General features: G+C 73.1%; 8 protein-coding genes. 3 read left to right on the forward strand and 5 right to left on the reverse strand.

What is annotated here, in order from left to right; translation table 11 throughout:
* Positions 1-11: 11 nt before the first annotated feature.
* On the reverse strand, positions 12-338 hold the full coding sequence (locus AB0K65_RS16240; protein ID WP_365716857.1) for an ATP/GTP-binding protein: 327 nt from the start codon (positions 336-338) through the stop codon (positions 12-14).
* Positions 339-538: 200 nt separating this feature from the next.
* On the opposite strand from AB0K65_RS16240, the gene AB0K65_RS16245 reads away from it, so the two are divergent.
* Complete coding sequence (locus AB0K65_RS16245; RefSeq protein ID WP_365716859.1) at positions 539-1,573, forward strand: LLM class flavin-dependent oxidoreductase; 1,035 nt, start codon at positions 539-541, stop codon at positions 1,571-1,573.
* A gap of 136 nt (positions 1,574-1,709) precedes the next feature.
* Here the strand turns inward: AB0K65_RS16245 and AB0K65_RS16250 are convergent, their stop codons facing one another.
* Positions 1,710-2,102 (reverse strand): SCO5389 family protein, encoded by a 393-nt coding sequence (locus tag AB0K65_RS16250; protein ID WP_073808533.1) that lies wholly within the window; start codon positions 2,100-2,102, stop codon positions 1,710-1,712.
* Between the two features lie 228 nt (positions 2,103-2,330).
* Between AB0K65_RS16250 and nucS the strand changes: the two genes are divergently transcribed.
* Positions 2,331-3,002, forward strand: a complete 672-nt coding sequence (gene nucS / locus AB0K65_RS16255; protein WP_365716862.1) for an endonuclease NucS — start codon at positions 2,331-2,333, stop codon at positions 3,000-3,002.
* A 96-nt stretch (positions 3,003-3,098) separates the two neighbouring features.
* Here the strand turns inward: nucS and AB0K65_RS16260 are convergent, their stop codons facing one another.
* The 3 genes from AB0K65_RS16260 to AB0K65_RS16270 all read right to left on the reverse strand — a co-directional run bounded on the left by AB0K65_RS16260 (position 3,099) and on the right by AB0K65_RS16270 (position 7,248).
* Positions 3,099-5,678: an ATP-binding protein gene (locus tag AB0K65_RS16260; RefSeq protein WP_365716864.1), complete on the reverse strand. Its 2,580-nt coding sequence runs from the start codon at positions 5,676-5,678 to the stop codon at positions 3,099-3,101.
* A gap of 271 nt (positions 5,679-5,949) precedes the next feature.
* Complete coding sequence (locus AB0K65_RS16265) at positions 5,950-6,273, reverse strand: STAS domain-containing protein (protein WP_024761898.1); 324 nt, start codon at positions 6,271-6,273, stop codon at positions 5,950-5,952.
* Between the two features lie 126 nt (positions 6,274-6,399).
* Positions 6,400-7,248: a 3-hydroxyacyl-CoA dehydrogenase family protein gene (locus AB0K65_RS16270; RefSeq protein WP_365716866.1), complete on the reverse strand. Its 849-nt coding sequence runs from the start codon at positions 7,246-7,248 to the stop codon at positions 6,400-6,402.
* A gap of 421 nt (positions 7,249-7,669) precedes the next feature.
* Here AB0K65_RS16270 and AB0K65_RS16275 point away from each other — a divergent pair, with 421 nt between their 5' ends.
* The gene (locus AB0K65_RS16275; protein WP_365716868.1) at positions 7,670-8,242 is read left to right on the forward strand and encodes a cob(I)yrinic acid a,c-diamide adenosyltransferase; all 573 of its coding nucleotides are present in this window, start codon (positions 7,670-7,672) and stop codon (positions 8,240-8,242) included.
* The last annotated feature ends 106 nt before the right edge of the window (positions 8,243-8,348 follow it).

The raw sequence follows: 8,348 nt of genomic DNA on the forward strand, positions 1-8,348 counted from the left end.
CGCCACACGCCCTAGTACTTCGGCGCGTTCCGGGACCGCTGCACCCGCGAGGTGCGGCGGTCCTTGGCGTTCCAGCACGCCTTGTGCCAGTGGCGCCGGTCCTCCACCCCGCCGTACTCGGGCCAGGCGACGACATGGGGTGCGCCGCCGGGGATCTCCTGGTCGCAGCCGGGGCAGCGGTAGCGCTTGCCGGGCGCGCTCGCCCCGGCCACGTGCCGCACGCACCACTCCTCGCCCTGCCAGGACTCGGTGCGCTGCGAGCCTCCGTACCGGTCGGCTCCCGCGCCCAGGGGATCGGGCTTCTCGCCGCCATGGGGGCGGTTGCGACGCGGGGACACGAATCACCTCACGGGGGCCGGGTACACGGACGGTTCCTTCAAGCCTACGGGCCGCGACGAGGTGGCCCTGCCCCCCCTCCAGGCGGAGTTAGCGGAAAATCGCAAGAACTTCACGAGGGGCCGTTGCCTTTGGCACGTGTCAGACGTTGTTGCCGGTACGAGGGGGGAGAACCGCGTCGGCCGCAAGGAGGCAGAAGGCGATGCGCGTGGGTACGTTTGTTCTGGCCGCCCAGTTCCCGGGCCAGGGCCAGGGAGAGGCGCTGCACCGAGCGGTGCGGACCGCCGAAGTGGCCGAGGAGTCGGGGCTCGACTCCGTCTGGCTCGCCGAGCACCATTTCGTTCCGTACGGCGTCTGTCCGTCGGCCGTGACCCTGGCCGCGCTGCTGCTCGGCCGCACGCGCCGCATCCGGGTCGGCACGGCGGTCAGCGTGCTGCCGACCGTCCACCCGGTCGCCCTGGGCGAGCAGGCGGCGCTGCTGCACCTCACCTCCGGCGGCCGGTTCACCCTGGGGGTGGGCCGGGGCGGGCCATGGGTCGATCTGGAGGTGTTCGGGGCCGGCCTGGAGGCGTACGACCAGGGCTTCCCCGAAGCGCTCGACCTGCTGCTGCGGTGGCTGTCCGAACCGCGGGTCGGGGCCGCGGGAGAACGATTCGCCTTCCGCGAGGTGGCCGTCGTCCCCCGCGCCGGCGAGCTCATCGGCGGGGAGGCCTCGCCCGAGGTGGTGGTCGCCTGCACCTCCCCGAACAGCGTCCGGCTGGCGGCCGAACGCGGGCTTCCGATGCTGCTCGGGATGCACTGCGGCGACGAGGAGAAGGCCGAGATGGTGGCCGCCTGGCGACGCTTCGCCCGCGAGGCCGGACGCACCCCGGACGAGACCGCCCGGATCGGCGCCGGCCACGTCTCGGCGGGCGTGGTCCAGATCGCGGACTCGCGGGCGGACGCGGCCGAGGCTCTGGTGAAGGCCATGCCGGGCTGGCTGAAGCAGGGCCTGGACGCCCACGTCACCGTGGACGGGCGGCACCGCTCGATGCGGGATCCCGTCGCGTACACGGAGCTGCTGTGCGGGCTGCACCCGGTGGGCACCCCGCGCCTGGCGGCGGACCGGCTCGCGGCGACCTCGGAGCGTACGGGCATCACGCGCTTCGCGCTGCTCGCCGAGGGCTCCGGCGATCTCGCGGCCACCGAGGAGAACGTACGGCGGCTGGGCACCGAGGTGCTGCCGCGCCTGGGGTGAGGCATGTGGGGGGTGGCGGGTCATGCTCGATCGCTCGTGTTCGGTCGTCGACGGATGTCGAGGGGCCGGATGCCGCCGCTCCGGCATCTGTCGCATCGTTCGGGTGTCCCCCGATGCGGAGCGGCAGCACCATGCTTCAGCAGTCGCGCAGCTCCGGCGACTGGTTGAGCAGCTGGCCTCGGACGGAGGTGAAGCGGGCGAGCCGCTCGTCCACCGAGGGGTCCAGCGGGAACACCGCCACGCGGTGGCAGTTCTGGAAGGCCAGACGCACGCCGAAGTGTCGCTGCAGCGCACCACGGATCGCGTCACTGGCGAGTGCACGCAACAGCTGGCCACGTGCCTGCTCGTTCGGCGGCGGCGTCTGGTTGTCGGCGAACTCGCCGCCGTCGACCTTCAGCTGGGCCACCAGAGAACTGATCATCTCCCATGCGAAGGGCAGGGAGGTCCGGACGCAGTCGACGAAGTCGGCTTCGTCGACCTCGCCTCGCTCGGCCTGTTCCAACAGCGCCGGTGAGACGTCGAGCGACATGGGTTCTCCTCTCGCGACCCCGTTGTGCGGGGTCTTACGGGCAGGGGCGAAGGACCCCCGTGCGACACGCAGCGTGCACGGACGGCGACCTCCTGCTTCCACGGTAAGCGCGCGGTGCGGAGCGCACCAGGAGATTGGGAGCACAACCGGCCAATAACCGACGGGTGTTGGGCGGGCGTTAAGAGCCGAATCGCGCGGAAGAGCGTCTCTCTTGTAGCGTTGCCGACCATGCGTCTCGTCATCGCCCGTTGTTCCGTGGACTACGCGGGCCGGCTCACCGCCCACCTGCCCTCCGCGCCCCGTCTGATCCTGGTCAAGGCAGACGGCAGTGTCTCCATCCACGCGGACGACCGGGCGTACAAACCGCTCAACTGGATGTCCCCTCCGTGCACCCTGAAGGAGGGTGCCGACGGCGAGGCCGGCGTCTGGACCGTGGTGAACAAAGCGGGCGAGAAACTGATCATCACGATGGAGGAGATCCTCCACGACTCCTCGCACGAGCTGGGTGTCGACCCGGGCCTCATCAAGGACGGCGTGGAAGCGCATCTCCAGGAGCTCCTCGCCGATCGCATCGAGACCCTCGGCGACGGCCATACGCTGATCCGGCGCGAGTACCCGACGGCGATCGGCCCGGTGGACATCCTGTGCCGGGACGCCGACGGCGGGACGGTCGCGGTGGAGATCAAGCGGCGCGGCGAGATCGACGGTGTGGAGCAGCTGACCCGCTATCTGGAGCTGCTGAACCGCGACCCGCACCTGGCTCCGGTGAAGGGCGTCTTCGCGGCGCAGGAGATCAAGCCGCAGGCGCGGGTGCTGGCGACGGACCGCGGCATCGAGTGCGTGGTGCTCGACTACGACGCCATGCGGGGCATCGAGGACGACAAGCTGCGGCTCTTCTGAGGCGTTCGGGCCGGCCGTTTCGGCGGTACGGGCACGGCGGAAGGCCCCGGGTGCGATGGACGCGCCCGGGGCCTTCCGTCGTGCCGTGGGGCCCGGTCAGGCGGGGGCGCCGGTGGAGGGGGCGCCGCCGTCCGTGGCGGAGGCGGAGTTGCTGGGGTTCTCGCCCTCGACCGGCGGGGTCGTCGTGGCCGGGGGCGTCGTCTCCGTCGCCGTCGGATCCGCGGTCGGCTCGGTCGTCGTCGGCGTCGGCTTGGTCGGCGTCGGCTTCGTGGTCGGGCTCAGCGTCGGGACCGGGCGCCCGGACGTCGACGTGGTGGGCGCGTCCGGCGTGGGGCTGGTCGCGGTCGATCCGGCCGGGGAGGACGGGGTGTCCGTCGTGCCGGGTGCGCCCGGCGTGGGCGAGTCCGTCGGGCCGGGCGAGGCCGAGTCGGAGGGGCGGGTCGTCGACCCCTCGGTCGGCTCCTCCGTGTCCATGCCGTCGTCGCCGACGCTCCCGTCGCTCGTGGTGCGGTCGGAGGTGACCCGGTCGGTGCCGGGGTCGTCGCCGTTGCCCGACGTGGCCCCGATGGTCACCACCGTGCCGAGCACGGCGGCGAGGAGCGCTCCGGTGCCGACCGCGACGAGGTTGCGGCGGGCTCCGGCGAGGACGCGCCACCCGGCACCGGAGCGTCGCTGCTCGCCGCCGTGGACGGTGTCGGGGCGGGAGATGAGCGTCGGGCCCTCCTCCATGAAGTCCGGGAACGCGGCGGCCGGCGAGGGCGTCGGAGCGGGCGTGGCCTTGGGGAGGGCGGGCCTGGCGGGTGCGGACGCCGCTGGCTTGGCCAGGACGGCCGGGATGCCGCGGGGCGGCGAGGCGGGCCCTTCGCCCGGTACGAGGTCCGCGGACGGCGGTCCCTCGGCGCGGTCGGCGACCAGGGCGAGCGCGCGGCGTCCGGCGACGGTCCCGCGCTTGTCGGCGAGCGCGCCGCGCAGGCCGATGGAGGCCTCCAGTTCGGCGCGGGCCCGCTCAAGGTTCCCGGAGCAGAGGGCCAGGACGCCCAGCTCGTGGTGGAAGTAGGCCTCTTCGGCCACTTCTCCGGCGAGACGGGCGGCTTCCTGGCCGCTGCGCAGGGCCCGCTCCCAGGCGCCCCAGTGCAGCCCCGCGGCGAAGGCGGGCGCGGCGCTGCGGGCGAGGAGGACGGCCGCGGCGGGGTGCTCGGATTCCGTTCCGGGGACGAGTACGGACAGGGCGGCGAGGAGCGCGTCGGATTCGGCGGCGGCCCGGGCGGGTGTGACGGAGGGGTGCCCGGCCCACCAGGCGTAGTGCTGGGCGACGGTGTGGGCGCGGTCGGCCGCGTCCGCGGCGTAGCCGTGGGCGAGGAGCTGGGTGAGGACGCCGGCGGCGAGGCGGTAGCGGGTGCCGACCGGGGAGAGCAGTCCGCAGTCCAGGAGTTCGCCGAGGGCGGCGTCCGCGTGGGTGTCGCCGACGAGGGCGGGGAGGTGGGCCTGGTGCGGCACCTCGCCGCCGAGGGCGGCGGCGAACCGCAGGGTCTCCTGGGCGGAATGGCTGAGCCGGGAGGCGAGCAGGGCGGCGGGGGCGGCGCCCTCGCCGAGGCTGGGCAGCGGTATGTCGCGCAGCTCGAAGTCAGCGGCCTCGTCGGGCCGCTCCGCCGCGGGTTCGGTCGTGCCGGGGGTGCCGGAGGGTCCGAAGGCGTCGGCGAGGGCGCCGAAGGCGTCGAACTCCGAGGGGGGCTCCTCCTGGGTGCCGAAGGCGTCGAACTCGGCCGGGGTGATCCGCAGCCGGTCGCGCTGGCGGAGCAGGGCGGCGGCCTGGACGAAGCGCAGGGGCAGGCCCTCGGACTCGAACCAGAGGTCGCCGGCCCAGTTGGCCTCGTCCTCGGTGAGGCTGCGGCCGACGGCGTTCTCCAGGAGCTCCAGGGCGGAGGCGCGGCCGAGTCCGGCGAGGAAGACCTCTTCGAGGTGGGCGTCGGCGGAGGCGGCCGGCACGTCGGGGGTGGCGGCGAGCAGGAAGGCGCACTCGGGGGCGGCGGTCAGCAGCTCGTCGAGGGTGGCGCCGCCGAACTCCAGGTCGTCGACGACGACGATGGCGCCGATCTCGTGGACGAGCGCGAGCAGGGCGGTCCGGTCGGGCCGGTGGTCCGGTGCGTGACGGACGGCGGTGAGGAGTTCGTACAGCAGCTCGGTGGGTGTGCGGTGGTACCCGGAGAGACGCACCACTCCGTCGGGGGCGAGGCCGGCGCAGTCGGCGGCGACGGCGTCGAGGAGCGCGGTGCGGCCGGAGCCCGCGGGGCCGGAGAGGCGGACGGAGCGGCCCCGGCCGAGGAGCTGGACGAGCCGTTCGCGCTCCTCCTGCCGCTCGATCAGCGGCAGGGGCGGGGCGGCGGGGCCCGCCGGCACGGGCGGGGCGGCGGCGCGGGCGGCGTCGGCGCGCTCCTCGGGGGTGCGGCGGCGCGGTGCCGCGGGGCGTTCCCCGGGCGGGCAGGTCTCGATCTCGCTGCCGTCGACGGGGTTGACGGTGAGGAGGAGGTCGCCGGCGACGAGCCGGGCGGTGCGGACGCGTGGGGGCGTCGGCGTCGCGACGGGGCCGCGCTCGGGGGCGCCGCCTCGGGAGTCCGGGGCGTCGTCGCCTTCGTGGTCGTGGCCGTATTCTTCCGGCCCCCGGTTCATCGGGTCCATGATCAAAGCCCCCAAAAGCGGTGCGCGCCGAAGCCCCTCCCGGCCGATCTGCACGCTCGCTGACGCTTCTGGTCCGGTGCCCGCCGGGTGGGTTCCGTCAAAGGGCGGGCGACCGAACCCTAGACCTTTCGCGCGGATCCCGGAACATCCGGGGTGCCGGCCCGCCCAAGACGTCACGGTCTCGTGAGGATTGGGGTGTGACGCCTGGTTCACACAGCGGCTTCACAGGCGGTACGCCGAAGAGACGTGCCCCCGACGCCCGGCGCCGCGCTCACACGCGGGGCAGGGACTCCGCGGCGAGGCCGCCCTCGATGGCGAGGATGCGGTGCAGTCGGGTGGCCACCAGCAGGCGCTGCATCTGGGGCGGCACCCCGCGCAGCACGAGCCGGCGGCCGCAGCGGCCGGCGCGGCGGTGTGCGCCCATGATGACCCCGAGACCGGTGGCGTCCCAGGAGTCGAGACCGGTCAGGTCGAGCACGAGGTCGCCGACGCCGTCGTCGACGGCCGAGTGCAGGACCGTACGGGCGTCCGCCGCGCTACGGACGTCGAGGCGGCCCCCGACGACCAGCTCGACATGGTCGCCCCTGATGTGCATATGCGCTCCCCGGGAGTGCTCCGTCTTTGCAACAACTGACTGTCGTCGGCGCAGAAGCGTTGCGCCTTGTAAGCGAACTGATACCGAATTCACCCCATGGGGTGATCGCCGGACGACCGCCGGGCGTCAGTGCTTGTAGAAGCCCTGCCCGCTCTTGCGGCCGATGTCACCGGCGTCCACCATCCGGCGCATCAGCTCCGGCGGTGCGAACTTCTCGTCCTGCGTCTCGGTGTAGATGTTGCCGGTGGCGTTCACGAGGATGTCGATGCCCGTGAGGTCGGCCGTGGCGAGCGGGCCCATGGCGTGGCCGAAGCCGAGCCTGCAGGCGATGTCGATGTCCTCGGCGGTGGCGACGCCCGACTCGTGGAGCTTGGCGGCCTCGACGACCAGCGCCGAGATGAGCCGGGTGGTGACGAAGCCGGCGACGTCGCGGTTGACCACGATGCAGGTCTTGCCGACCGACTCGGCGAACTCCCGTGCCGTGGCGAGCGTGGCGTCGCTCGTCTTGTAGCCGCGGACCAGCTCGCAGAGCTGCATCATCGGCACCGGCGAGAAGAAGTGGGTGCCGACGACGGCCTCCGGGCGCTCCGTCACCGCGGCGATCTTGGTGATCGGGATGGCGGAGGTGTTGGAGGCGAGGACGGCTCCGTCCTTGGCGATCCGGTCGAGCGAGCGGAAGATCTCGTGCTTGACCTCCAGCTTCTCGAAGACGGCCTCGACGACGACGTCCGCGTCGGCGACCGCGTCGAGTTCGGTGGTGGCGGTGATCCGGCCGAGGGCGGCCTCGGCGTCGGCGGCGTCCATCTTGCCCTTGCCGACGAAGCGGTCGTACGACGCCTTGATGCCGTCGGTGCCACGGGTCAGGGCGGCGTCGGTGACGTCACGCAGGACGACGTCCCAGCCCGCCTGGGCCGAGACCTGCGCGATTCCGGACCCCATGAGTCCGGCCCCGATGACGGCGAGCTTCCTGGCCACGATGTTCCACCCCTTAACGCCTGTTCACTTCTGGCTCTCCGGCGGAGATTAGCGGGCGTGAGGCGCTGTGTGACCGGTAAGTAACGCGCGTCACGCCTCGTTTGACGGACGTCACACTCACGGCAGGCCACCGGACGGAAGCGTTGCGTCCGTACGGCGTAGCCCGGGACCCGGTCGCGCGGCAGCTCCTGGATCCCGTCGAGGAGGTCGAGTACCTCGCGGGACACGGTGGCGGCCTTGCGGCCCGCGGTCTGCCGGGGGATGCGGGAGGCCCCGGGAACGCGATGCCGGGCGGGTGCCTCGGTCACCGCGCCACGACGACCGTGCTGTGGGGGGCCGGCCGCCGTCGGAGTGGCGGTGGTCGCCGTGACGGTCGGCACACGGACGTTCCACGGGGCCGGAGCGTAACTAGGCTGGGCCCATGGTCAATCTGACGCGCATCTACACCCGTACCGGCGACCAGGGCACCACCGCCCTCGGCGACATGAGCAGGACCGCCAAGACCGATCTGCGGATCTCGGCCTACGCCGACGCCAACGAGGCCAACGCCGTCATCGGCACGGCCATCGCGCTCGGGCGGCTCGACGAGGAGGTCGTGAAGGTCCTCGTCCGCGTCCAGAACGACCTGTTCGACGTGGGCGCCGACCTGTCCACCCCGGTGGTCGAGGACCCGGCGTACCCGCCGCTGCGGGTCGAGCAGAGTTACGTCGACAAGCTGGAGGCGGACTGCGACCGGTTCCTCGAGCAGCTGGAGAAGCTGCGCTCCTTCATCCTTCCGGGCGGCACGCCCGGCGCGGCCCTGCTGCACCAGGCGTGCACGGTGGTCCGGCGGGCGGAGCGCTCCACCTGGGCCGCGATCGAGGTGCACGGCGAGTCGATGAACGCCCTCACCGCGACCTACCTCAACCGGCTGTCAGACCTGCTCTTCATCCTCGCGCGCGTCGCGAACAAGGAGGTCGGGGACGTGCTCTGGGTCCCGGGCGGGGAGCGCTGAGCTTTTCGCCGGCCCCGCCCCGGGGCTCTTCGCGAGCGAGGGGCTCGCGCCGGACCCGTCGTTCCTCACCGTCCCGGCGCTCCGCGCGGATCCGGGACCCCGCGCC

It is taken from the genome of Streptomyces sp. NPDC053755 (assembly GCF_040677675.1).
Lineage (GTDB): Bacteria > Actinomycetota > Actinomycetes > Streptomycetales > Streptomycetaceae > Streptomyces.